Source organism: Arthrobacter sp. AOP36-C1-22 (assembly GCF_052377515.1).
Classification (GTDB): Bacteria; Actinomycetota; Actinomycetes; order Actinomycetales; family Micrococcaceae; genus Arthrobacter_H.
Map to the genome: position 1 here is coordinate 19,585 of NZ_JBQSWW010000018.1, position 21,010 is coordinate 40,594.

The 21,010-nt window shown below is 66.3% G+C and carries 23 protein-coding genes; 12 read left to right on the forward strand and 11 right to left on the reverse strand.

The window, feature by feature from the left end; genetic code table 11:
• The first annotated feature begins 68 nt into the window (after window positions 1-68).
• The 3 genes from ACT3S6_RS10835 to ACT3S6_RS10845 all read left to right on the forward strand — a co-directional run bounded on the left by ACT3S6_RS10835 (window position 69) and on the right by ACT3S6_RS10845 (window position 4,078).
• A complete protein-coding gene (locus ACT3S6_RS10835) occupies window positions 69-893 on the forward strand; it encodes an ABC transporter ATP-binding protein (protein WP_444554961.1) in 825 nt (274 codons plus the stop codon).
• An 82-nt stretch (window positions 894-975) separates the two neighbouring features.
• Entirely contained in the window at window positions 976-1,962 is a 987-nt protein-coding gene (locus ACT3S6_RS10840; protein WP_444554962.1) for an ABC transporter substrate-binding protein, read from the forward strand.
• A gap of 7 nt (window positions 1,963-1,969) precedes the next feature.
• A complete protein-coding gene (locus ACT3S6_RS10845) occupies window positions 1,970-4,078 on the forward strand; it encodes an iron ABC transporter permease (protein ID WP_444554963.1) in 2,109 nt (702 codons plus the stop codon).
• A gap of 7 nt (window positions 4,079-4,085) precedes the next feature.
• Here ACT3S6_RS10845 and ACT3S6_RS10850 read toward each other — a convergent pair whose 3' ends face one another.
• The 5 genes from ACT3S6_RS10850 to ACT3S6_RS10870 form a co-directional block, all read right to left on the reverse strand.
• Window positions 4,086-4,865 (reverse strand): hypothetical protein, encoded by a 780-nt coding sequence (locus tag ACT3S6_RS10850; RefSeq protein WP_444554964.1) that lies wholly within the window; start codon window positions 4,863-4,865, stop codon window positions 4,086-4,088.
• Window positions 4,862-5,674 carry a hypothetical protein gene (locus ACT3S6_RS10855; RefSeq protein WP_444554965.1) on the reverse strand — a complete coding sequence of 271 codons (813 nt, stop codon included), beginning with the start codon at window positions 5,672-5,674 and terminating at the stop codon, window positions 4,862-4,864. Before ACT3S6_RS10855 ends, ACT3S6_RS10850 begins: the two co-directional genes overlap by 4 nt.
• A 71-nt stretch (window positions 5,675-5,745) precedes the next feature.
• Complete coding sequence (locus ACT3S6_RS10860; protein WP_444554966.1) at window positions 5,746-6,525, reverse strand: hypothetical protein; 780 nt, start codon at window positions 6,523-6,525, stop codon at window positions 5,746-5,748.
• A 258-nt stretch (window positions 6,526-6,783) separates the two neighbouring features.
• Window positions 6,784-7,035 (reverse strand): hypothetical protein, encoded by a 252-nt coding sequence (locus ACT3S6_RS10865; protein WP_444554967.1) that lies wholly within the window; start codon window positions 7,033-7,035, stop codon window positions 6,784-6,786.
• A gap of 193 nt (window positions 7,036-7,228) precedes the next feature.
• Window positions 7,229-7,939 carry a hypothetical protein gene (locus ACT3S6_RS10870; protein ID WP_444554968.1) on the reverse strand — a complete coding sequence of 237 codons (711 nt, stop codon included), beginning with the start codon at window positions 7,937-7,939 and terminating at the stop codon, window positions 7,229-7,231.
• A 215-nt stretch (window positions 7,940-8,154) separates the two neighbouring features.
• Here ACT3S6_RS10870 and ACT3S6_RS10875 point away from each other — a divergent pair, with 215 nt between their 5' ends.
• Both ACT3S6_RS10875 and ACT3S6_RS10880 read left to right on the forward strand, forming a co-directional pair.
• Window positions 8,155-8,994: an NAD-dependent epimerase/dehydratase family protein gene (locus tag ACT3S6_RS10875; RefSeq protein ID WP_444554969.1), complete on the forward strand. Its 840-nt coding sequence runs from the start codon at window positions 8,155-8,157 to the stop codon at window positions 8,992-8,994.
• Entirely contained in the window at window positions 8,994-9,674 is a 681-nt protein-coding gene (locus ACT3S6_RS10880) for an aspartate/glutamate racemase family protein (RefSeq protein ID WP_444554970.1), read from the forward strand. Before ACT3S6_RS10875 ends, ACT3S6_RS10880 begins: the two co-directional genes overlap by 1 nt.
• A gap of 48 nt (window positions 9,675-9,722) precedes the next feature.
• Here ACT3S6_RS10880 and ACT3S6_RS10885 read toward each other — a convergent pair whose 3' ends face one another.
• Window positions 9,723-10,274, reverse strand: coding sequence for a CGNR zinc finger domain-containing protein (locus tag ACT3S6_RS10885; protein WP_444554971.1), 552 nt, complete (start codon window positions 10,272-10,274; stop codon window positions 9,723-9,725).
• A 58-nt stretch (window positions 10,275-10,332) separates the two neighbouring features.
• Between ACT3S6_RS10885 and ACT3S6_RS10890 the strand changes: the two genes are divergently transcribed.
• Window positions 10,333-11,625: a CynX/NimT family MFS transporter gene (locus ACT3S6_RS10890; protein ID WP_444554972.1), complete on the forward strand. Its 1,293-nt coding sequence runs from the start codon at window positions 10,333-10,335 to the stop codon at window positions 11,623-11,625.
• On the opposite strand, the gene ACT3S6_RS10895 is transcribed toward ACT3S6_RS10890, so the two are convergent.
• Entirely contained in the window at window positions 11,615-12,541 is a 927-nt protein-coding gene (locus ACT3S6_RS10895) for a LysR family transcriptional regulator (protein WP_444554973.1), read from the reverse strand. The genes ACT3S6_RS10890 and ACT3S6_RS10895 overlap by 11 nt on opposite strands.
• A gap of 83 nt (window positions 12,542-12,624) precedes the next feature.
• Here ACT3S6_RS10895 and ACT3S6_RS10900 point away from each other — a divergent pair, with 83 nt between their 5' ends.
• Window positions 12,625-13,518, forward strand: coding sequence for an EamA family transporter (locus tag ACT3S6_RS10900; protein ID WP_444554974.1), 894 nt, complete (start codon window positions 12,625-12,627; stop codon window positions 13,516-13,518).
• On the opposite strand, the gene ACT3S6_RS10905 is transcribed toward ACT3S6_RS10900, so the two are convergent.
• The 3 genes from ACT3S6_RS10905 to ACT3S6_RS10915 form a co-directional block, all read right to left on the reverse strand.
• On the reverse strand, window positions 13,502-14,134 hold the full coding sequence (locus ACT3S6_RS10905; RefSeq protein ID WP_444554975.1) for a class I SAM-dependent methyltransferase: 633 nt from the start codon (window positions 14,132-14,134) through the stop codon (window positions 13,502-13,504). The two genes, ACT3S6_RS10900 and ACT3S6_RS10905, sit on opposite strands and share 17 nt — an antisense overlap.
• Window positions 14,135-14,265: 131 nt before the next feature.
• Window positions 14,266-15,006 (reverse strand): class I SAM-dependent methyltransferase, encoded by a 741-nt coding sequence (locus ACT3S6_RS10910; protein WP_444554976.1) that lies wholly within the window; start codon window positions 15,004-15,006, stop codon window positions 14,266-14,268.
• A complete protein-coding gene (locus tag ACT3S6_RS10915) occupies window positions 15,003-15,527 on the reverse strand; it encodes a GNAT family N-acetyltransferase (RefSeq protein WP_444554977.1) in 525 nt (174 codons plus the stop codon). The genes ACT3S6_RS10910 and ACT3S6_RS10915 overlap by 4 nt, the downstream gene beginning before the upstream one ends.
• A gap of 52 nt (window positions 15,528-15,579) precedes the next feature.
• On the opposite strand from ACT3S6_RS10915, the gene ACT3S6_RS10920 reads away from it, so the two are divergent.
• The 5 genes from ACT3S6_RS10920 to ACT3S6_RS10940 all read left to right on the forward strand — a co-directional run bounded on the left by ACT3S6_RS10920 (window position 15,580) and on the right by ACT3S6_RS10940 (window position 20,111).
• On the forward strand, window positions 15,580-15,966 hold the full coding sequence (locus ACT3S6_RS10920) for a hypothetical protein (protein ID WP_444554978.1): 387 nt from the start codon (window positions 15,580-15,582) through the stop codon (window positions 15,964-15,966).
• A 326-nt stretch (window positions 15,967-16,292) separates the two neighbouring features.
• On the forward strand, window positions 16,293-16,589 hold the full coding sequence (locus ACT3S6_RS10925) for a hypothetical protein (protein ID WP_444554979.1): 297 nt from the start codon (window positions 16,293-16,295) through the stop codon (window positions 16,587-16,589).
• Window positions 16,590-17,269: 680 nt separating this feature from the next.
• Window positions 17,270-17,674, forward strand: coding sequence for a DUF3021 domain-containing protein (locus ACT3S6_RS10930; RefSeq protein WP_444554980.1), 405 nt, complete (start codon window positions 17,270-17,272; stop codon window positions 17,672-17,674).
• Window positions 17,675-17,850: 176 nt separating this feature from the next.
• Window positions 17,851-18,393 carry a PadR family transcriptional regulator gene (locus ACT3S6_RS10935; protein WP_444554981.1) on the forward strand — a complete coding sequence of 181 codons (543 nt, stop codon included), beginning with the start codon at window positions 17,851-17,853 and terminating at the stop codon, window positions 18,391-18,393.
• Window positions 18,394-18,398: 5 nt separating this feature from the next.
• Window positions 18,399-20,111, forward strand: a complete 1,713-nt coding sequence (locus ACT3S6_RS10940; RefSeq protein WP_444554982.1) for an ABC1 kinase family protein — start codon at window positions 18,399-18,401, stop codon at window positions 20,109-20,111.
• A 22-nt stretch (window positions 20,112-20,133) separates the two neighbouring features.
• Here the strand turns inward: ACT3S6_RS10940 and ACT3S6_RS10945 are convergent, their stop codons facing one another.
• Window positions 20,134-20,976 (reverse strand): ArsR/SmtB family transcription factor, encoded by an 843-nt coding sequence (locus ACT3S6_RS10945; protein WP_444554983.1) that lies wholly within the window; start codon window positions 20,974-20,976, stop codon window positions 20,134-20,136.
• Between the last annotated feature and the right edge of the window lie 34 nt (window positions 20,977-21,010).

The following is a 21,010-nucleotide window of genomic DNA, read 5'->3' on the forward strand; positions in this document are numbered from 1 at the left end:
TCCCACACCGATGCGGATCACACCACAGGTTGGTCAGTAAGGTGAGCCTAAGCTAATATGTTTGCGTGATGTCCAATAAACCTAATGTCATGCTCACGGCCGACGGGTTGAACCTGCGCTACGGAAGCACCGACGTCGTCCACCATGCGTTCCTCACGCTGGAACCCGGCCGCATCCTGGCGCTGGTGGGCCCCAACGGCAGCGGCAAATCGACGCTCCTGCGCGCTTTGGCCCGGCTGCATGATGCCGAGTCAGGGGCCCTGCAGCTGGAAGAAGCCAGTGCCAGCACCGATGCCCTGGCCCTCAAACGTAGTGAGTTCGCCCAACGGGTGACCTTGCTGGCGCAAAGCCGTCCGGTCCCGAACGGGCTCAGTGTGCGCGACGTCGTGGAATTCGGCAGGCACCCCTATCGGGGACGCTGGCGGGCGGCCGACCCCGACGGGGCGGCAGCGATCGAACACGCCATGGAGCTGACGGGGATCACCGAGCTGGCGAACCGCGGTGTCCATGAACTCTCAGGAGGTCAGCTCCAACGCGTCTGGCTGGCCAGCTGCCTGGCCCAGGACACCTCGATCCTGCTGCTCGACGAGCCGACCAACCATCTGGACCTGCGCTATAAGGTCGAAATCTTCGACCTGATCCACGATTTGGCACGCGACCATCAGGTGGCCATCGGCGTCGTCCTCCATGACCTCGACGAAGCCGCCGATATTGCCGACAGCATCGCCGTCCTCTCCGAAGGCCGCATCCTCGCCAACGCCCCGGCCGAGCAAGCCCTGGAATCCGGGCTGCTGAGCAGGGTCTACGGCATCGACGTCGTCACCCATACCGACCCGTTCACGGGACGGCTTCGCACCCACGCCCTCGGCAAACGCGCCGGCGCGCTCGTCTAACCTGCCGGCTTCACGCCCGCCGCCCGCCCCGGCGGTGGAACACCCCTGCCTCCGACCACCGATCCGAAGGAACCCCTGCCCCATGAAGCTCCTGCGCCCCCTGCTCATCCTGACCACTGCGACCCTGCTGCTGACCGGTTGCGGTACCACCGAAGAACCCGCCGGGAGCACCGCTGACGGTCAGGCCCCGGCCGAGTCCGCCGGCCCGGTCACCCTGACGGACACCCGTGGAAAAAAGATCGAACTCGACGCGCCGGCCACCCGGGTCGTCGGCACCGAATGGGTTGTCGTGGAGGACCTGGTCGCCCTGGGAGTGATGCCCGTCGGGGTGGCCGACGTCAAGGGCTACACCGACTGGGTGACAGCCGAACCCCTGGACGATACGGTCACCGACATCGGCACCCGGGGCGAGCCCAGCTTCGAGACCGTTGCTTCGCTGGACGCGGATCTGATCGTGGCCACCACGGATCTGCCGGAGAACGTCATCGCCCAGCTCGAGGACCTGGCCCCGGTCTTCGTGATCACCCCGGCCGATGCCAGCCGGCAAATCGACCAGGCCACCGAGAACCTGGACCTGATCGCCCAGGCCACCGGCACCGAGGAAGCCGCCGCGGCGACCATCAACGACTACGAAAAGGCCGTCGCCGAGGGGCGGGACACCCTCGCAGATGCCGGGCTGGACGGGGCCCGCGTGGCCTTCACCGACGGTTGGGTCGCCGACGGCCAGGTGTCCCTGAGGCCCTATCCCGCAGGATCGTTGCTGACGGATATCAATACCGAGCTGGGCCTGGAAGCACCATGGACCCTGGAGGGCGACCCCGCCTATGGGCTCGCCACGACCGACGTCGAGGCGCTGACCAAACTAAAAACCGACCATTTTGTCTACATCGGCAGCCCCGTCGACGGGGACTTCACCGACGCGCTGAAGGATAATGCGGTGTGGACGTCACTGCCTTTCGTCCAGGACGGGAACGTGGAGCGCCTCGATGACGGGATCTGGATGTTCGGCGGCCCCTCCTCGATGACGCAATACGTCAAGTCCCTGGTCTCCACCCTCACCGCTTCCTGAACGCCGGATGAGTCTCGACACCGAACGGGCCTCCCCGCCCCAGGACCCAGAACGGCGGACGACGCCGGGACGCCGGGGCCGGGGGATCGCCGTGGTCGCCGCCAGCGGGCTGGGCCTGCTGGTCCTGCTGGGGCTGATCCACCTGGGCCAGGGCACCGCCACCGTGGGGGCGGCCGATCTGCTGCGGATCCTGAGCGGGGAAGGCACCGACCAGCAGACCGCCGTCCTGCAGGCCTCACGCATTCCGCGGTTGCTGGCCGGGTTGCTCGTCGGGGTGGCGCTGGGATTCGCCGGGGCCGGGCTGCAATCGGCCACCCGCAACGTGCTGGCCTCCCCGGACACCCTGGCGGTCGACGCCGGGGCCCATCTGGTCATCGTCGCCGTCGCGGCCTTCGGGGTGGCCCTGCCTTCGCTGGCCTCCGGCGGGCTGGCCTTCATCGGCGGTCTGGCCGCCGCCCTGCTGGTCCTGGGGCTCTCCGGGGCGGGAGGTTCCGGCAGCGGCGGGCCCATGCGTCTGGTGCTGGCCGGAACCGCCATCGCGCTGGGATTGTCCTCGGTGACCTCGGCGCTGTTGCTGCTCTTCAACCAGGAAACCACCGGGCTGCTGGCCTGGGGCAGTGGCAGCATCGGGCATACCAGCAGCACCGATCTACGCGAATTCTCCCCGCTGATCCTGCTCGGTGCGGTGGGTCTGCTCCTGCTGGCCCGCCGGTTGGATCTGCTTTCGCTGGGCGATGATGCCTCCCGGCTGGCGGGAGCCGACCCGCGGGCCGGACGAATTGCCGCCGTCGTTCTGGCGGTCCTGCTCGCCGCCTGTTCGGTCACCATTGCCGGCCCCATCGGCTTCGTCGGGCTCTGTGCCCCGGCGATCGTGAGGTTGCTGGCCACGAGGGTCGACGGACTCATACGACACCGGGCGTTGCTGCCGGTCTCCGGACTGGTCGGGGCCATCGTGGTGATCGGTGCGGATGTGCTGGTGCGCCTGATCCTGGGGGCCGCAGCCGGGGTGGAGGTGCCCACCGGAGCCGTCACCACGGTGTTCGGGGCGGTGTTCCTGGTGGTGCTGGCCTACCGGATGAGAGATGCCGGAACGGCCATGATGGGCGATACCCTGGCGAAGCTGAGGTCTCCGGCCAGGTATCTGGCGGTGGTGGCCGGGCTCGTGGTCCTGCTGGTGGGCTTGCTCGGGGCCGGGGCGTTGCTGGGGGACGCAAAACTGTTGCTCGGGGATCTGTCGAACTGGCTGATGGGGAACGCGGGCCCGACGGTCACCGCCGTCCTGAACACCCGGCTGCCGCGGGTTGTGGTGGCCTTGTTGGCCGGGGCCGCCCTGGCGTTCGCCGGCGCCCTGATCCAGGCCATCTCACGTAATCCCTTGGCCGAACCCGGTTTGCTCGGCGTCTCCGCGGGTGGGGGACTGGCGGCCATTGCGGTGATCACCACGGTGCCGTTGGCCGGGGCCTGGCTGATCACCGGCTCGGCGCTGGCGGGTTCGACCCTGACCGCCGTGTTGGTGTTCGGGTTGGCCTTCCGCGGTGGGCTGCAACAAAACCGGTTGGTCCTCATCGGCGTCGGGATCTCCGCCGGGCTGGCGGCCCTGGTGGCCATCATCCTGGTCTCCACCGACCCGCATAACCAGGCCAAGGCGTTGACCTGGCTCTCCGGCTCGACCTATGGGCGCAGCTTCGACTCGGTGCTGCCGCCCCTGGTGGCGCTGCTGCTCGCGCTGCCGGTGCTGGCCGGGGCGCGTCGTGACCTGGACCTGCTGGCCGTAGATGACGATTCGCCGCGGGTCTTGGGCATCAGCCTGGCCCCGGCGAGGTTGGTCCTGCTCGCCACGGCCGTGATGCTGACGGCCGGCGCCGTGTCATCGGTGGGGGTTATTGCCTTCGTCGGTCTGGTTGCACCGCATGCGGCCAGGAGCCTGGTCGGATCACGCCATGCCCGGGTTCTGCCGGTTGCCGCGTTGCTGGGGGCCTGCATGGTGGTGTTGGCCGATACGATCGGGCGTACGGTCATCGCCCCGGCGCAAATCCCCGCGGGCATCATGACCGCCCTGGTGGGGACCCCCTATTTCGTGTATCTGCTGTGGAGGTCCAAGGCGGGGCAACGGTAGGGCAGTTTCATTCGGCGAGCAGACCGGCGTGCTTGTTGGCGTAGCGGCGGGCCTTGCGCACCTGGCGCATGGTGCGGGGCACCAGAACCGCCACGAAGATCACCAGCAGGATCAGGAAGAGGATACCGAAGAAACCGCCCTGACCCACGAGGGCTTGGCGGGCGAAGATCGTGCCCGTCGAGGCAAAGAGGTAACCGAAACCGTAGGTCTGCAACGGGACGGACACCGGCAGGACCGAGGCGACGCGGGCGGCGTGGATCTGCTCCTGTCCGTCCAGGTCCATCTCCCGACCGCGCAGGACCACCTGGTTGATCCTTTTCAACTGCTCCTGGCTGTTTCCTGCGGCACGCAGCAGTGCCTGCCCCACGGACGTCGCGGAGAAGATGGCCGTGAAGGCGGCGGCCAGAAACAGCGCCTGGAGGTACCCGAGCAGTGTTTCAAACGCCGCGGCGGGTGGATCGGTGGCGCCGAACCAGGCGAAGACGGCGACGCTGATCGCCAGCCCACCGCCGAGGACGGCGCCGATCAGGGCGAACCTGCGGGCGAAGATGACCGGGGTGGCTTCCGACCAGGAGGCGATGGCCCGTCCGCCACGCAGCGGGTCCGGTGTGGAGAAGGCATCCCTGAGCCGCCACCAGAGCGGGAACCCCAGGATCACCAAGAGCCCCAGCCCGGTCACCAGGGCAGGAACCGGGGACCCGGGCGCCAACTGGCCGGCGCCCAGGGCCGCGAACAGGACGAGCACGGTTCCGCTGATGGTGTAGGTCAGGAAGAACCACGTTTTCATCGGTCCTCCACGTTGGCGCTTGAGCGTTCGGCGAGAGGACGGGGAAGGTTTTCGCTGGCGTAGTGGCGGGCCCGACGTAACTGCCCGGCCACATAGGGGATCCGGATGAGGGCGAGCAGAAGAAGCAGGGCCGGGAGGAGGAAGTCGAAGATGTCGCCCTCGCCCAGCGCGATGTTCCTGCCGAAGCCCACGGCGAGGAACGCGAGGAAGAAGGTGATGCCGAAGCCCCGTAGACGCAGCCTGAGCGGTGCCACGATCGCCACGCGGAGGGCCACCAGTCGATCGTGCTCGGTGAGGGGGAGGTCCTTGCCGCCCAAGGCCACCTGGTTGATCCGCTTCATGGACTTCCGGGAGTCACCGACCGCGTCATGGGAGGCGGTATCCAACGGCACGGAGGTGATGGTGAGCGTGAAGGCCGTCAACACGAAGAGCCCCTGGACGATGTAGGAGAGCACCTCCAACGCCTGGTCCGGTGGCTCGTGGGCACCGGTCAGGGCGAAGACGATGACGCTGATCGCCAGGGCCACCCCGAGGAGGATTCCGGTCCGGGCGAAATTACGGGCGAAGACCTCAGAGGCCGTATCCGCGGTCCAGATCTGCTCCGGAGGGCCGCCACCCAATGGGTTGGGTTCCGAGAAGGCATGCCTGAGCCGCCACCAGAGCGGCGCCGCGAACAGCAGCAACAGGCCCAAGCCGGACAACAGGGCCGGAGCCGGGGAGGCCGGGGCCAGCTGGCCGGCGACCTGGGTCCCGAGCAGGACCACGGGCGTTGCCAGCAGGAGGTGGAGTTGGAAGAGGGTGGGTTTCATCTGGAGGACTGTTCTCCCGTGGGTCGGCGATGGGGCCGAGGGTAGGCCTCGTGCCCCGGGCGTCTGGGCGTTCAGTGGGCGGGCTGGGGCGTGTTGGTGCGGGCGTAATGGCTGGCATGGCGGATCTGCCGGGCCAGATGGGGAAGGTAGATGAGTACGACGACGCCCATGAAGACCAGGAGCACGGCGGGCATCACCTGGCGTTCACCGGTCAGGAGCGTCTCGATGAAGGCGGTGGCGAAATAGCCGTAGAGGTAGAACAACCCGAATTTCTGCAACGGCAGGACGACCGGGACGACGAGCGCCATGCGGTTCGCCGCACGCCGTTGAGGGTCGGTGAGGTCGACGTCCTTGCCGCCCAGGACCGCCTGGTTGATCCGGGGCATCTCCCCGGGGGCGGCTTCGGCGGCGTTGCGCAGGGCGCTGTTCAACTCGAACGTGACGATGATGGTCGTGAGGCCGGCCACCACAAACACCATCTGCAGTTGGAAGGACAGGGACCCCAACGCTTCGGGGGACAGATCGGTGGCGCCGGTCAGGGCGAAGGCGATGACGCTGACGGCCAGCCCCGTGCCGAGGATGGCGCCGACCAGGGCGAATTTATGGCCGACCAGCTGCCGGGCCTCGGCGGTCCAGAACAGGGCGGAACCCTCGCGGCGTCGGATGCTGGCCACGGACAAGGCCCGCCGGAATCCCCACCAGAACAGCGAGCCGAGGACCACGAGCAGGCCCAGGCCGGCCACCATCGCAGGCACCGGCGACCCCGGGGCCGCCTGGCCTGCACCGTAGGTCGCGCACAGGACGGCCAGGGTGCCGGCGATGGTGGCGACGAGGAAGGCTGCGACTTTCATTATTGGGTGGAACTCCCGCTGGTCGAGGTGCCCGGAGGCTGGTTCTCTCCACGCTACTGCCAGGCCGCTCGGTCGGCGACCTTGGCTGCCCGGGGTCTTGATGGGAACTGCACGGAACTCGATCATCAGTCCGCCGTCGTCAACGTCCACCCGACAGGGCAGGGAGGTGCCCGGCGCACCATGACGGGCGAGTAACGCACAGCGCGGGGCAGGTCCCGCGAGCCGACCTGGGTTCAATGGGTCACCTGGATGCACCGATCAGGGACTCCTCCTGCCGGTACCAGTGGATCCAGTGGCCCGGTTCATCAGTGGGGTGGGTACCTGATGATTCTCGACTTCAGCCGTGGAAACCCCGGGCCCGAAGGAACTCTCGTCGAGCTTGCGGTACTTGTTCCGAACCGCAATGCGTGCAGAACAAACGAGTACGCCCACGGTGAGCACGACGATGAGGATCGAAAGGCTCGTGAGCTCAGCAATATTCAGCGAAGCGATATCGATGTTCGAATTCATGCCCATGCTCGCTGCCCCCCCACAGTGAAAGAAAACCGCGGCTTCAGCCTACGCCTCTCAGTTGGGGGGGAGGCCGGTCATCCGCCACGGGCCGCGCGCCCGGAGGCGACTGATGAGGAGAATCAAGGGGGATGAGTTCATGACTCTGGAAGGGCGGGGTAGTGCAGCCGGGATGCGGTGACGGACCCGGAAGTCACGGCGGGGAGACATGCGTCGTCTTGGCTTGCTGCAGCGAGGTGAGCATCGCCTTGATCTGCAGGTATTCTTGGGTGCGGGTGTAGGCCTCCAGCCGCTTCGTCCCCTTCAGCTTCGAAGACACCCCGGCCAGCGGGGTATCCGGTCCGATCTCCCGGCGGAACACGCCGCTGCCGCCCACATAGGAAAAGCGGCGGGGCAGGGCGGAGACTTCATCATCGGATTCCTCCTGCGGGCTCAGGGCCATCGAGGCGTCCGAACCGTCCTTGCCCAGTGCGTCGTAGACGAATGCGTGGTCCTCGATGAACGTCGGGGCCGAATCGAACCTGGTGTAGGGCCGGTCCTGATCGCCGGTTTCCGCCTCCGCCATCGGGGCGTCGCCGGAGACGAACTCCGCCATGACCTTGCCCTCTTCATTCAGGACCCGGAGGTGGCCGGCCTCGGGGCGGTGGGCCAGCAGGGGATCGACCTCCAGCTTCTCCACGGTCCAGGTCGGTGGCGCCTCGAACTCGAAATAGCCATCGGCCACGGAACGCACCAGCATCCGGATCCGGGTCGAATCGGTGGCCGCGGCACTCGGGGTGGCGGTAGTGCTCTCGGGGGGTGGCGTATGGGGTCCGGGTGCGGGTGCGGCGCAGGCCGTGAACAGGACCAGCGATACCAGTGCCACGACGCAGCGTGCCACGGGACGGCGTGGTGAAAAGTTCATCGTTTCCCCTGGAGTGACCTCCCGGTACTCGGCGGCCCGGGACACAAGACGTGATGATCCGCATCCTATGTAGAACGGGTGGAAAAATCTGCTTACCCACGAGTACGTGACCATCTGAAGTCGTCAACGGTCCTCCGGGTGGTCTACCGAAGCCTGGAGTTTGTCACCACGCATAGGATGGAAGGCCCGAAACTTCTTCAAGGAGAAAACCAAACATGACTGTTTTGATGGCCGGATGTGGCGATGTGGGGACCGAAGCAGGACTACGCTTCGCCGCGCTCGGACATCGCGTCGTCGGCTGGCGGCGTTCGCCCGAGGTGCTGCCCGGGGCCATCGAGCCGGTGGTCGCGGACCTGACCGGCGAATTGCCTCCCGTGCCGGCTGACACCAGCATCGTGGTCGTGGCGCCGGCGGCGGGGGCACGCAACGCGGACGCCTACCGGCAGGTCTACCGGGAGGGGCTGGCCAACGTCCTGAATGCACTCGAACGTGACGGTGTGCGCCCCGAACGCATCATTCTGGTCTCTTCCACGGCGGTCTACCCCAACGTCGACGGGGCATGGATGGACGAGGTAAGCCCCGTGGATCCGCCAACAGCCACGGCCGCGGTGCTCTGTGAAACCGAAGAGCTGCTGGCCGCCCGTGCCCCCCAGGGCACCGTGCTGCGCCTGTCAGGTATTTACGGGCCCGGCAGGACGCGCCTGATCGACCAGGTACGCACCGGGGAGGTCGACCCGTCCGTCCCCGGGCTCTATACCAACCGCATCCACCGCGACGACGCGGCAGGAGCGATCGTGCATCTGGCCACCGCCGTGGATGCGCCGGGCCCGCTGTATCTGGGCGTCGACGAGGAGCCGGTCAGCCAGCTGCAGGTGCTCTCCTTCCTCGCCGGACGCCTGGGGATGCCCTGGCAGGAAGCACCGAACCCGGGGGAGCCGGCAGGAAAACGCCTGCGGGGCGACCTGCTCCGTGCCAGCGGCTACACGTATTCCTATCCGAGCTACCGGGAAGGCTATGCGGCGGTGCTCGAGGGGTCCGGGGTCCGCCACCCGTGATGACCACCCCGGCCGGAACCGGCGGCCTGGTGCTGCTGGTCAATCCGAACACCAACGAGGACACCACCGCCCTGATGGCCGACATCGCCGGGCGGGAGCTGGCCGGCTCGGGATATGAACTGCGCGCGGTCACGGCCCGCTCCGGACCACGGATGATCCTGGACTCCGGGGCCCTGGCCGAGGCAGCGACCGAAGTCTGCCGCACCGTCCACGAGATCCTGGCCTCGGACCAAGGCAGCCGGGTGGCCGGCGTCGTCGTGGCGGCTTTCGGGGACCCGGGCCGTGGCCGGTTGGCCCGGGAACTGGGGATCCCCGTCGTCGGCATCGGCCAGGCATCCATCCTGGCCGCGGCCCGGGGCGGCCGACGGTTCGGGATGGCCACCACCACTCCTCGTCTGGTTTCCTCTTTGGAACGGCTCGCCGACGAGCATGCCGAGGCGGGGCTTTTCTGCGGGGTCGAGACCACTGCCGCGGGCCCGTTGCAGCTGGCCACCGACCCCGAGGCACAATTCGCCGAACTGCAGAGCGCGGCACTTCGATCCTGGGCGGCCGGCGCCCGCGCCGTCATCATCGCCGGGGGACCGTTGAGTGAGGCGGCCCGTCGGCTGGCCACGGGCGGTGCCGTGGAGATCATCGAACCCATCCCCAGTGCCTGCGCCCTGATCCGCGAACGCCTCTGAGGGTGTGTTCTTCACCACCGGGGAACGCCCCGGCGGAAGATTAGGGCATTACAGTTCCCTGGCCTGGCGGTGCCTGCGCACCCGGGTCCTGTTCGCGCAGCCGCGTTGCGGGCAGAAACGTGCCGAGGCGTTGCGGGTGCGGTCGGCGAAGTAGCGGGAGCAGTCGGATGCTGCGCAGCTGCGCAGCCGTCGCGGGGAATGCCGCAGGATGAAGTCCATGAGTCCGGCAGCGCATTCGGCGGCGACGTGCCGCCACAGCAGGTCTCCCGGAATGTGGTGGTCCAGATGCCAGTCGTGCCCGTCATGGTTGGAAAGCCGTGGGGTGCACCCTCCCTCGGCGGCCAGGGAATTCAGTGCCGGGGCGGCCTGGCCGATCTCGGCGGCGTCCATCACCACGCGCAGTTGCCCCCGGACGGCCCGCAGATGGGCGGCATCGTCGTCGGTGGCCGGGCGGCGCGCCGCCACATGGTGTCTGGCCAGTAGTTCGGCCACGTCCGCCGAATCGCGCAGCCGGTCATCATCGGTCGCCGCCGTGTTCACGAGGTCGACGGCGAGGTCAACCGCCCACCCTTTGTAATGCTCAAACTCGTTATTGGCCATGTTGAAAGGGTAGCAGGGTCCTTCTAGGCTGGTCGGGCCCCACCACCGAAGGACGACGATGAACCCAGCAGAGACCGCACCATCGACCGCCGCACCATCGACCGCTGCACCATCGACCGCCCAACCCGGCGCCGGAACGGCACCGGAGGAGCCCTCCGCGGCCCCGCACCGTTCGCTGGTGCCGTTGTGGTTCGCCGCGGTAGCCGTCGTCGTGGTGGGCCTGAACCTCCGCCCGCCGATCACCGCCGTGGCCCCGTTGATCGGGCAGATCCAGGAATCGCTGGGCTTCTCCTCGGCCATCGCCGGGCTGGTGACCTCCACCCCGTTGCTCAGTTTCGTCCTGCTCTCCTCCCAGGCACCACGGATCGGACGCCGCTTCGGCATCGAACGCACGATTTCCGGTGCACTGGTCATCATCCTGGCCGGCACCGGGCTGCGGATGCTGCCGGGCACCGGATTCCTCTTCGCCGGGATGGCGCTGGTCGGCGTGGGCATCACCTTCGGCAACGTCCTGCTCCCGGCCCTGATCAAACGCGACTACGCCGGACGCACCGGGATCCTCACCGGGCTGTACACCACCGCCCTGTTCACCGGCCCGGCAGCGGCCGCCGGCCTGACCTTGCCGCTGCAGCGCGCATTGGGCCTGGACTGGTCCGGTGCGCTGGCCCTCTGGGGGGTCCTGCCGATCATCGGCCTGGTCGTCTGGATGCCTTTCCTGCGCGGAAGCAAGCAACCGGCCACCGGTGCCGGACACCTTCAAACGCACGACGGCGGGGTCTCCGTCTGGCGCCAGCCGTTGGCCTGGGCGGTGACCGTGTATTTCGCGGTGCTCTCCCTGGTCTTCTATACGGCCAACGCCTGGTTGCCCGTGATCCTCATGGATGCGGGGATGCCTGCCGCCGCAGCCGGCAACGCCCTGTCGATCGCCAACCTGGCGGCCATCGTTCCGGCCCTGATCTCCTCGATCGCCGTGGCCCGCCACCATTCGCAGATCGGCGGGGCCGTGGCAGGGACCCTGTTGACCGTCGCGGGGATCATCGGTGTCTTGGTGGCGCCCACCGGGCCGACCCTGCTGTGGATGCTGCTGATGGGCGTGGGCTTCGGGATCATGACCGGCGTCGGCTTCTCGTTGCCGTTGCTGAGGGCCCGCGGCGGCTCGGCAACCGCTGAACTGGGCGCCATGTCCCAGACCATCGGCTACTCCATGTCGGCCAGCGGACCGCTGTTGGCCGGGGTGCTGCACGACCTCACGGGCAGCTGGACGACGTTGCTCTGGGTCCTGCTCGTGGCCCTGGTCGTCCAACTCCCGGCGGGGATGGTGGCGGGGCGCAGCGGCTACGTCAAGCACTGATCCGTTCCAGGACCAGTGCCAGGGCCGGCCAGGCGCTGCGACCGCGCCGGATGCGGGCGAAGGCGCGGAGCCTGACCTCTGGATCATGCAGTTCCAGGATGGTGATCCCTTTCCGGGGCAGCCGGTTTCTGGGGAGCAACCCGACGCCGAGACCAGCCAGGATGAGGTCCTCGACCAGGTCCAGGCTGTCGGACTGGTGGCGCAGCGCCGGTTCGAATCCGGCCATCGAGGAGATGATGCGCAGCACCGTCTCGTCGGCGATATTGCGTGAATTCCCGATCCAGTCGTGGTCGCGGAACGCCGAGAAGACCGTGGCCGCATCCGGGGCGGTGGTCCCCGACCTGTCTTGGGTGCCTGTGGCGGGAAGGAACCCGAACCGGTGGGCGGCGGCCGTCGGTACGCCGAGGCCCCACGGGGTGCTCCACAGTGGCAAGGTGTCCACCCCCGCGTCGACCTGGTCGGGCGCCAAGTTGTAGTCATAGGTCAGGGCCAGATCGATCTGGTCCACGCCGAGGAGTTTCAGCGCCTCCGCCGGTTCGTGTTCGAAGACCATGATGTCCATGCCGGGATGGCGCTCGGCCAGTTCGGCGATGATCGGCATCAAGGTCGTGCGGATCGCCGTGGCGAAACCGGCCACTCGCAGGGTCCCCGAGGGGGCCGCCCCCGGAACCAGATCCAGGCGCGCCGAATCGACGGCGGTCAGGATGGCCTCGGCATGATCGGCCAGACGGCGCCCCGCCGGGGTCAGCCGCACCCCGCGACCGTCGGGCTCCAGGAGCCGGGCGCCGGTCTCCCGGGCCAATAAACCGATCTGCTGGGAGACCGTGGACGTCGTGGTCCCCAACAGATCGGCGACCCCGCGCATCGAGCCCATGCGGGAGAGTTCGTAGAGATATTGCAGACGCCGGGTTTCCATTCTTCTATTGTGCAGGAATGCTGGATGATCCGTTGTGGATTGTCACGTGGACGTTGACGGAGTGTTTCCGTTCCAATGGACCCATGAACTCCTCACCCCGCCTGGCGGAGAACTCGGCAGGCACCGGCTCGCTCATGGCGCTCGCCGCGATGGTCTGCGTCCAGTTGGGGTTGGCCGTCTCCGTCGGACTCATCGACACGTTGGGTCCAGCCGGGGTCGCGTGGCTGCGGCTGTCCTGGGCGGCGGTGATCCTGGTCGTGGTGGGACGGCCGTGGAAGGTCACGTACAGCCGGGCCGCCTTGGGGACCAGTGCCTTGCTGGGGGTGGCGACCGGAGGGGTGACGATCTTCTTCATGTTCGCCATCGAACGGATTCCGTTGGGTACTGCCAGCGCCCTGGAATTCCTCGGGCCGTTGTCGGTGGCCATCGTCCAGGGCCGGGGCCCGGCCCGGTGGTGGGCCTTGGTCGCCGGGGCCGGCGTCCTGGGGCTGACCGAACCGTGGTTGGGCGCCACGGACCCGGTGGGGATCTTCTTCGCGCTCTGTGCTGCCGCCTGCTGGGCCGGCTACGTACTGTTTACCCAGAAGGCCGGTGACGCTGTTTCGGGGATCAGTGCCTTGGCGATCTCGATGCCGGTGGCCGGGATCGTCGCCACGCTCGCGGTCGGGCCCTCCGTTCTCGGAAACCTGGACTGGCCGATCCTGCTCTGGGGGTTCGGGCTGGCCCTGCTGTTGCCCGTCATTCCGTTCAGCCTCGAGATGCTGGCCCTACGCAAGCTGACCACCGCCGCCTTCGGGACCCTGATGTGTCTGGAACCGGCGATCGCCGTGCTGATCGGGCTGACCATCCTGGACCAGGTCCCGCGTCCGGCAGCGGTCATCGGGATCGTCTTGGTCATCGCCGCAGGGATCGGCGCCACCAGGACGGGCCAACGACGCACGAACCTCGAAACCGACGCGGTCATCGGCGCAGGATGAAGATCCCGTCGGGTCCCTGAGGCGGATCCGGCGTGCCGGGTGCCGAGAAAACAGCGACCGACCAAGGAGAACCGGCGTCGAACGGGCCCAGATGCCAGTCGGCATAGCGCTGAACCAGCTTCAGGCCGGCTGATGCCGCCGCCTGATCCTGGTCTCCGGGCCCGCCGCGGATCGCGCTGGTGGTTCCGATGACCAGCGTTCCACCGGGATCCAACAGTTCGGCCACGTGCCCGATGACTTCCTCGAGTTCTGCTTCGGAGAGGAACGCCGGGACGTTTCCCGACATGAGCACGACATCGTAGGAGCCGGGGAGACCCTGGCGAACCAGCTGTGACGGGGCGATCTCCACGGCGCCGAGAGGACGAAACCACGAGGGCTCGTAGAGCTCGACTGCCACGTCGAGGACTGCGGGGGTGGGATCGATCCCGTATGCCGCATGGCCTCTGCCGCGCAAGGCAGCAACGGCAGTGCCGATCCCACAGCCGACGTCGAGGATCCGGGCGCCGCGACCGCTGATCATGTCGAGGAACCGGGCCTCGACCTCCATATCGACGCCGGACAGGACGAGGTGCCGCATCTTCGCTGCGTAGTTGAGGTAGTCGGGCTGGGGGATCATCGACCCAGTCTGACATGGGGGCATTGAACCGTGGAGCTGTGAGTGCCCGCAAGCCAGGCCCCCAAGGGCACGAGGGGCGAATGGATCTGTCGTGGCCCAGCGACAGCCACAGCCCCGGTCCTTGCGCGTGTTCAGCTTCGCTTGCGGGCGATCACGATCAGTTCACCCTGGCCTTCCCCGATGACTTCGCCAGCCCAACCGCTGAGCACCTGTTCGAGAGTGAACCCTGCTACCGCGAGATCCTGGCGCAGCTGTGTTTCAGTGCGGAAGGAGAGAATCAGCGTGGCGGTCTCTTCCTCACGGCCGCGACGGAGCCGGTGTTCGGTCAGAAGTGCCAGCCCGTCGCGAGGGACAGTGCAATCAATCCACGTTTCGACGGTCGTGCCATCGGGGAGTGTGTAGGTATCCCGCGTGTTGGCCGGAGTCCACCGCTCCCAGACACGGGCCGCAGGATCGCGGGAATCGAAGATCAAACGTCCGCCGGGGACCAGTGCCCAATGAAGACCTTCAAGGGTTTGGGCCCAGGCTGCCTCGTCGCTAATGGCTTGGGCCACATGGGAGGTCATGATGGCGGTATCGAAGAGAACCCCGTCGGGGATCCTGGTTGATGTTCCGTGAACCCACCTGATGTTCTCGGCGTCCGGTTTCCTCCGTGCGGCATCAAGGGCCTCGGCATCCGGATCGATGCCGACGACGTGATGACCATCGGCAGCGACGGCCCGGGTGAGTCGTCCAGTGCCGCATCCCAGATCAAGAACCTGGCTGCTCGGGAGCTCGTTGATGACGGTGAGGAAGAACGCGTCGTCCACCGACCACGGGTTCTCAGCGTCGTAGAGGGCGGTGAGCTGTTCGCCGGTCAATGGTGAAGTCATGGCCCCACGGTACGGTCGTTCAGCGATGCCGTCATCTGGACCCTGCGGCCGTAGCCAGGCAGCCCGAGATCCTCTTCGGTATCGATCAAGCCACGGTGGAAGTCGGTCGCGGGGAGCACCTCGACAAAACCGGCTCGGGAGTAGAACGGTGCATTCCGGGGCACGTCGGCATAGGTCCGTAGGGAGACCCGGTCATATCCGTGTACCCGGGCTTCAGCGAGGGCAGCATTAAGGAGGAGTAGGCCATAGCCCTGCCGGCCATGTGCGGGGGCCACCGACAGTTGTTCCAGATGGGCCAGCCCCTCGACTTCCAGGACATGAACGAAGCCGAGAATGGCGGGTGGACTGCCCTCTTCGGCAACCAGAAGGTATCCGTCCGCTGAAAGTCTGGAGGCACCGGAAGGGGCAGGGGGCCAATGAGCAGGGGACAACCAGTCGATCAAGAGCCGGTCGGCGTCGTTCTCTAGCGCTTCGATCGATGCCGCGTCGGCCGGGGTCGCAGGGCGAATTCGAAGGGCCATGGACCGATGGTACGACGAGGGTCCGGCGGGCGATGCTGGGTACACTCGGCGCATGGTCACCATTGACGAAGAACCGGACTGCGGAAATTCCCCGCGCAAGGAAATCCTCAGGGATCTGGTGGTCGCCCTCGCGCAACGCGACGTCGAACACCTTGAGGCAGTGCTCGACGAGGAAGTTTCCTGGACGGTGGTCGGGCGGCAGACCGTGACCGGGCGCGCGGCAGCCCGGGAATTGGCGTTGGCCCTTCCCCCGGTTGACGAGCTGAAATTTGGAACGTTCCTGACGCACGGACGTGGTGCCGGGGTCGATGGGGTCCTGCGGCTAGCCGATGGGACGGAAACCGCGTTCTGCCATGTCCTGCGTTTCAAAAGCACGGCGAAATCAGCGAAGGTCGCCGACATCAACAGCTACCTCATCACGGTGGTTGGCGAATCGTAAAGAAGCTTGCGAGGTGCGGAAGGCTTTTCGCCGCTGATCCGTGCCATACGATGGCCGAAGCTGCAGATGCTTGGCCACTACAGAGGGGATGTAGCGGGAAATGACTGAACTTCCTGACGGACCTAAGTCCTCGCGGACTAGTGGCAGAAGCAGGGTAATTGCCTTGTTGATCGTTGCCCCCCGCAAGCTCCATCGTCCTAGTCCCCCTCCTCTATCTGGTCTGGGGCCCATGGCTACCGAGTCGGGCCGTTGTCCATGTCGGCACCGACAGCGTCGAATATGGCTCTCTTTCACTGCTGCTGGTAGGGGCCTGTTCCCTCGCAGCGGTGGCGTTCATCATTGGTGGTGCGACAGCAAGGGGCTTCTTGAAGGAAAGCCATTGGTTTCAAACCGGGAAATCCATCGCCGTCGGGATTGAGGCCGGTGGCTTCGGTTTGATTGGTTTTGCGGTGGCCAGTATTTTGGCCATCGTCGGCGTTGTGCCCTACGAGGCCTCGAGCGATTCGGTGGGCTGGGGCTTGCTGTGCTTCGTGTTCCTATTTATCGCCGCGATCTGTGTCTATGTTGCTTTCCTGCCGCGCGCGCAGATCGAAACCCTAACCACGGAGGATTCGTCACGCTGAACACGGACCCCGGGGCCCAGGATTCCTTAGCTGTTCTTTCGGTGCGGTGTGAGTGGCTGCGAGAGTGCGGCCCGAAGCACTCTGGTCCACAAAGTTCGACGAGAGGGCGATCTGGCTGGAGCACCGCATTCCCGTTCGGCGCGATCCAGACTTTCTTTCACTAGGGCGTTGTGGAGGGGCCTGAAGAACAACGGCCAGGTGATGAGTGCGATACCCCGCGGCCTCAAGAACAGTTCGTGTCGAAGCAGCGTTGAGTCGGTTGAGTTACTGAAGGCCGCAAAGGAATGGTGTCCGTGGAAGCCCTCCGGACCAGTGAACCGGAACTTCACCCGTCGGCCCGGTTCGTAGTGCTCGATGGTGTAGCGGACCGGGCCGTGCCCGCCGGCGGAACCTACCTCGAGTCCTCGGTCCAGGCACATGGCAGGCCAGTCATTGCTGGGCCAGAGGCGATCATTGGAGCTGGCCAGTGAATCGATCAACTCAGCGACCACTGCTGGGGGTGCGGCGATTTTTCGCTCATGCACATTGAGGACCATGGAGGACAAGATACCGGAGAGCGCTGGAAGCGAATACGTTTTTCGGGAGGGCGCCGATCCGCGCGTGGTTTTCGTCCAGAACTTCTTCGCTCCTTCAGCTATGGACGGCCGACCCGGGATTGCCACTCCGGCTACGATTGAGTCATGAAGCTCTGGGGGAAAGCAGCGCTACGGGGCGGTATTCCGCTCGTGCTCATGTCGGGCATTGCGGCGCGATTGGCGGCGTTGGACCAGACATCAGACGCACGCGGCACGCTGACTGTCGGTGTCATCGTTGCTTCGGTCATGGCGGCTTCGGTGATCTACGACGTTGAAGCGTGGACCCTGAGGCGCCAGACGGTTATTCACTTTTTGGTGATGGCCCTGACGGTTTTTCCCGCTCTGTGCTTGAGTGGCTGGTTCCCCGCACAAACAGCTACGGACATTCTGGTCATCGGAGGGTACTTCCTGGTTATCGGGCTCGTCGCCTGGGTTCTTGCGTATTGTGTTTTCGGTATCGTCGTTCCGCGTCTTCAAAAACGAGGCAGCACGTCGGCCAGCCCTCAATAAGGCCAGCGCCCCAAGCGTGGGCGTGGATCGCCAGAAGGTCCTCGGGTACGTGGGATGCGGGCCCTTCATTTTGTGCGGAGCTGGATAGCGGGGGCTAATTCCCTTGGTTTTGCGTGTATCGCGATATATCGTTGAGTATCGCTGTACATCGTTGGCGATTCCCGAAGGAGACCAAAATGCGTAATTCATATCCGTCAGGTGGATTCGACGGCAACAACATGGACGGTATGTGGCAGGCCGTGGAAGAGCTGCGAGCACGATTCGGGAAACGCCCGGGCACGCGTGCCGGACGCGGCGAGGTGCGCACAGCGGTTCTGGCCCTGCTCGCAGAGCGCCCGATGCACGGATATCAGATCATCCGCGAAATCGAAGAGCGCAGCGGTGGTAGCTGGAAGCCCAGTGCCGGCTCCGTCTACCCCACGTTGCAGTTACTCGCCGACGAGGGTTTCATCAGTTCCGAGGAATCCAATGGACGCAAGATCTACTCGCTCACCGAGGCGGGCCGGGAAGACGTCGCTGACAACGATGAGCCGGCTCCCTGGGAGACCAGCGGGGCAGCCTCAGGCTCAGGTTTCGCGGCGCTTCCCAAGGCCGGTGTGGAACTCGCCCAGGCAGCGTCGCAGGTCGGTCGCACCGGAACTCCGGAACAGGTGCAGGAAGCCGTGACGGTGCTCGACGAGGCCCGGCGTCGGCTCTACTCGATCCTCGCCCAGGGCTGACGGGGGTGGCGTCGGTTCGTCGGGATCGGGCAGATCCGGTGGCGGGGGCCGGCAACACCCGTGCCCGCTATCGGCGCATCCTGCGTTTCGCGGCCTGGCACCTGGTGGTGACCTGGTGGTTCGAACTGTTCCTTCCACGGATCGGGCTCAGATGGATGGCGGACCGGGGGCGGACCGAAAGGATGCGGCGCTTTGCGCAGCGTTTCCATCGGCTTGCGGTGGAACTGGGCGGTTTGATGATCAAGGTAGGGCAGTTCATGTCTTCCCGGCTCGATGTCCTTCCGCCGGAGATCACCGCCGAGTTGGAAGGTCTGCAGGACGAGGTTCCTCCTGTTCCGTTCCCCGCGATCCGGGCCCTTGCCGAGGCTGAGTTGGGTGCCGGGCTGGAGCAGGTCTTCGCCGCCGTCGAGGAGACACCCATTGCCGCAGCCTCTCTCGGGCAGGCGCACCGGGCACGGCTGGTTCCCAGCCTGGCCGCCGATACCGGTTTCGACACGGTGATGCTGAAGGTTCAACGACCCGGCATCGAGGCCATTGTCGACATAGACTTGGCGGCCCTGCGCAAAGTCGGCGGCTGGCTCAGCCATGTGCGCCTGGTCTCCAAGCGCGCGGATATGCCGGCATTGGTCGAAGAGTTCGCCCAGACGAGCCGCGAGGAAATCGACTATCTGCAGGAAGCGGCCAATGCCGAGCGCTTCGCCGCGGACTTCGCAGAGGACGATCGGGTGGCGGTCCCTGCCGTGGTCTGGGAGCGAAGCGCCCGCCGCGTCCTCACCCTGGAGGACGTCACCGCCATCAAGATCACCGATGCCGTGGCGCTTCGTGCTGCAGGCATTGATCCGGCACAGGTGGCCCCCGTTTTCGCCTCGATTATGTTCGACCAGATGTTCACGAACGGTTTCTTCCATGCCGATCCCCACCCCGGAAACATCTTCGTCACCCCAACCGGCGACTCCTCTGCGGAGCACCCTTGGAAGCTGACGTTCATCGACTTCGGCATGATGGGGGACGTTCCACCCAGTACACGAAGCGGACTGCGGAAACTACTGATCGCCGCAGCCTCCCGGGACGGTAAAGGGCTCGTAGCCGCGATCGGCGACGTGGGGGTGTTGGTGCCCTCGACCGATACGGGCGAACTGGAGCGGGCCATGACGCAGCTTTTCGCCCGCTTCGGGGGGATGGGCTTCGCCGAGCTGAAGGACGTGGACCCGCGCGAATTTCGTGAATTCGCGACTGAATTCGGGGACGTCGTCAGGTCGTTGCCGTTCCAATTGCCGGAGAACTTCCTCCTCATCATCCGGGCGATGTCCCTGACCTCGGGCGTCTGCAGCACGCTAGATACCCAGTTCAACTTGTGGGACTCGGTGGAGCCCTATGCGGGGCAGCTGCTGCGCGACGAGCGCGGAAATTTCGTGCAGGACGTCGCCCGCGAGGGGCTCGATGTCGCCAAGGTCGCCGTGGGGCTGCCCAAACGCCTGGATGGCCTCATCACCGGAATCGAAGACGGGACCCTCTCGGTGGCCAGCCCCCGGCTGGAACGCCAAGTCGCAGGGTTGCAGCGCACCATCCAACGGGCGGTGGCGGTCCTGGTCTTCGGTGCCGTGCTCATCGCCGGATCCCTGGTCCGTCCCGACGACGTGGTGCTGGGCAACGTCCTGATGATCGGGTCTGCCGTTCCGCTGCTCACCGGACTGTGGGCGGGGCGCCGGCGGCCCTGAGGCGGCAAGCTCGCCGAAGGTCTCAGCCGAGGGCCTCTTTCAGCACGGTGTCCAGACGTTCGAAGTCCTCGTCCATCCCGGCGTCCAGGCCCGAATCGATCATGGCGTCGCAGGCGTGTTTGGACGGGTAGGTCGAGGTGGCCTCCAGGGCGCTGGATCCGTCGCCGTGATCGACGAAATGCAGCGTCTCCAAGGTGACGTCGTGGTCCTCCTCGTACTCCCAGGTATGCACGATCAGCCCGGGAGAGACCACATGATAGGAGCCGTGGAACGGCCAGCTGCCGCCACCCTCGGCTTCGACGATGTAGTGGAACGCCCCTCCGGTGACCGCATCGAAGCGTTCCACGCGGACTGTGGTCCCCCGCGGGCCCATCCATTGCCTGAACAGTTCCACGTCCGTGTGGGCGCGCTGGACCAAGGCGGCCGGGGCGGAGAATTCGCGCCGGTGCACCACGCTTTGTTCGCCGACGCGGCGGTGTTCGGTCAGTCCCGGATGGTGGATGTCGTGCGGATTCATGATCTTTCCCCTGACGGTTGGATCGGAGTGCTCCGGAAGGCGGGCCAGTACGGCGCCGAGACGTCGGTGGCGGTGCTCGAGCCGACGTCGTCGCTCCTGGAGCCAATGGTGCGCGGCATCCAGGGTCTGTTCTTCCAACTGAACGCGGCGCGTCCGGCCCTCCCGACGGCGGGTGATCAGCCCGGCGCGTTCCAGCACGCCCAGATGCCGCGTCAGGGATCTCTGGGAGATCTCGAACAGGGCGGCCAGCTCACCGACCGTGGCATCCGTCGCGGAGAGGTGGTCGACGATCGTCGCTCTCACCGGATCGCCCAAGGCGGTGAACGTCTGCGTTACGGGGGTGCTCATCTTCCGATTCTTCAACCAGGGAATCCAATGTCAA

Coding starts and splice junctions, on each gene's coding strand:
- ACT3S6_RS10880 (WP_444554970.1), top strand. CDS start 8,994: ATGACCACCCCGGCCGGAACCGGCGGCCTGGTGCTGCTGGTCAATCCG.
- ACT3S6_RS10875 (WP_444554969.1), top strand. CDS start 8,155: ATGACTGTTTTGATGGCCGGATGTGGCGATGTGGGGACCGAAGCAGGA.
- ACT3S6_RS10835 (WP_444554961.1), top strand. CDS start 69: ATGTCCAATAAACCTAATGTCATGCTCACGGCCGACGGGTTGAACCTG.
- ACT3S6_RS10845 (WP_444554963.1), top strand. CDS start 1,970: ATGAGTCTCGACACCGAACGGGCCTCCCCGCCCCAGGACCCAGAACGG.
- ACT3S6_RS10865 (WP_444554967.1), bottom strand. CDS start 7,035: ATGAATTCGAACATCGATATCGCTTCGCTGAATATTGCTGAGCTCACG.
- ACT3S6_RS10895 (WP_444554973.1), bottom strand. CDS start 12,541: ATGGAAACCCGGCGTCTGCAATATCTCTACGAACTCTCCCGCATGGGC.
- ACT3S6_RS10945 (WP_444554983.1), bottom strand. CDS start 20,976: ATGAGCACCCCCGTAACGCAGACGTTCACCGCCTTGGGCGATCCGGTG.
- ACT3S6_RS10900 (WP_444554974.1), top strand. CDS start 12,625: ATGAACTCCTCACCCCGCCTGGCGGAGAACTCGGCAGGCACCGGCTCG.
- ACT3S6_RS10920 (WP_444554978.1), top strand. CDS start 15,580: ATGGTCACCATTGACGAAGAACCGGACTGCGGAAATTCCCCGCGCAAG.
- ACT3S6_RS10840 (WP_444554962.1), top strand. CDS start 976: ATGAAGCTCCTGCGCCCCCTGCTCATCCTGACCACTGCGACCCTGCTG.
- ACT3S6_RS10935 (WP_444554981.1), top strand. CDS start 17,851: ATGCGTAATTCATATCCGTCAGGTGGATTCGACGGCAACAACATGGAC.
- ACT3S6_RS10915 (WP_444554977.1), bottom strand. CDS start 15,527: ATGGCCCTTCGAATTCGCCCTGCGACCCCGGCCGACGCGGCATCGATC.
- ACT3S6_RS10890 (WP_444554972.1), top strand. CDS start 10,333: ATGAACCCAGCAGAGACCGCACCATCGACCGCCGCACCATCGACCGCT.
- ACT3S6_RS10870 (WP_444554968.1), bottom strand. CDS start 7,939: ATGAACTTTTCACCACGCCGTCCCGTGGCACGCTGCGTCGTGGCACTG.
- ACT3S6_RS10905 (WP_444554975.1), bottom strand. CDS start 14,134: ATGATCCCCCAGCCCGACTACCTCAACTACGCAGCGAAGATGCGGCAC.
- ACT3S6_RS10885 (WP_444554971.1), bottom strand. CDS start 10,274: ATGGCCAATAACGAGTTTGAGCATTACAAAGGGTGGGCGGTTGACCTC.
- ACT3S6_RS10910 (WP_444554976.1), bottom strand. CDS start 15,006: ATGACTTCACCATTGACCGGCGAACAGCTCACCGCCCTCTACGACGCT.
- ACT3S6_RS10850 (WP_444554964.1), bottom strand. CDS start 4,865: ATGAAAACGTGGTTCTTCCTGACCTACACCATCAGCGGAACCGTGCTC.
- ACT3S6_RS10860 (WP_444554966.1), bottom strand. CDS start 6,525: ATGAAAGTCGCAGCCTTCCTCGTCGCCACCATCGCCGGCACCCTGGCC.
- ACT3S6_RS10930 (WP_444554980.1), top strand. CDS start 17,270: ATGAAGCTCTGGGGGAAAGCAGCGCTACGGGGCGGTATTCCGCTCGTG.
- ACT3S6_RS10855 (WP_444554965.1), bottom strand. CDS start 5,674: ATGAAACCCACCCTCTTCCAACTCCACCTCCTGCTGGCAACGCCCGTG.